Below are 492 nucleotides of genomic sequence, written 5' to 3'. Positions count from 1 at the left end.
GCCCGCATCCTCGCGCAGATACAACACCAGCGCGTCCTCGGCATCCGGCCTCCGCTCGGGCACCGCGCCGTCGAGGCGCACCAACTCCAGCTGCGCCGAGGCGTCCGGCAACCCGAACACGAACCCGCTGTACTCGGCATGATCGGCGAACTCGAACAACGGTGTCAGCCCGAGGATCTCGCGATAGAACACCGCGCACTCGGCCAACCGGTCACTGGCGCGCGCGAACCGCGCCGCCGTCAACGGCAACCCGACACGACCGGCCACCGGTCCGAAATCTGCCTCACCCACGACCAACTCCTCCTCACAGCCAACGACACCCGCCCTCCAGAATGCGCGAACCCCGCCCCTGCGGCCACGGGTTTACCGCACTTCGCACCCCGTCACGCCGACCGCCCCGATGACCGCCGCCTCCGACTTCCCGGCTCACGCGCCTGAAATGCGAACGCGCGAGCCCGAATCGGGCTCGCGCGCCTCAGCTCACGGATGGGT

Annotated in this window: 1 pseudogene; it reads right to left on the bottom strand. The window is 69.5% G+C overall.

Annotated elements, in window-relative coordinates:
• Positions 1-291, bottom strand: a pseudogene (locus ACWELQ_RS38085) (hypothetical protein); the annotation flags it as partial.
• Between the last annotated feature and the right edge of the window lie 201 nt (positions 292-492).

The organism is Nocardia sp. NPDC004722 (assembly GCF_053601505.1).
Note: the sequence above shows the minus strand (reverse complement) of the source record. Positions and strands in the feature narration are given on the sequence as shown.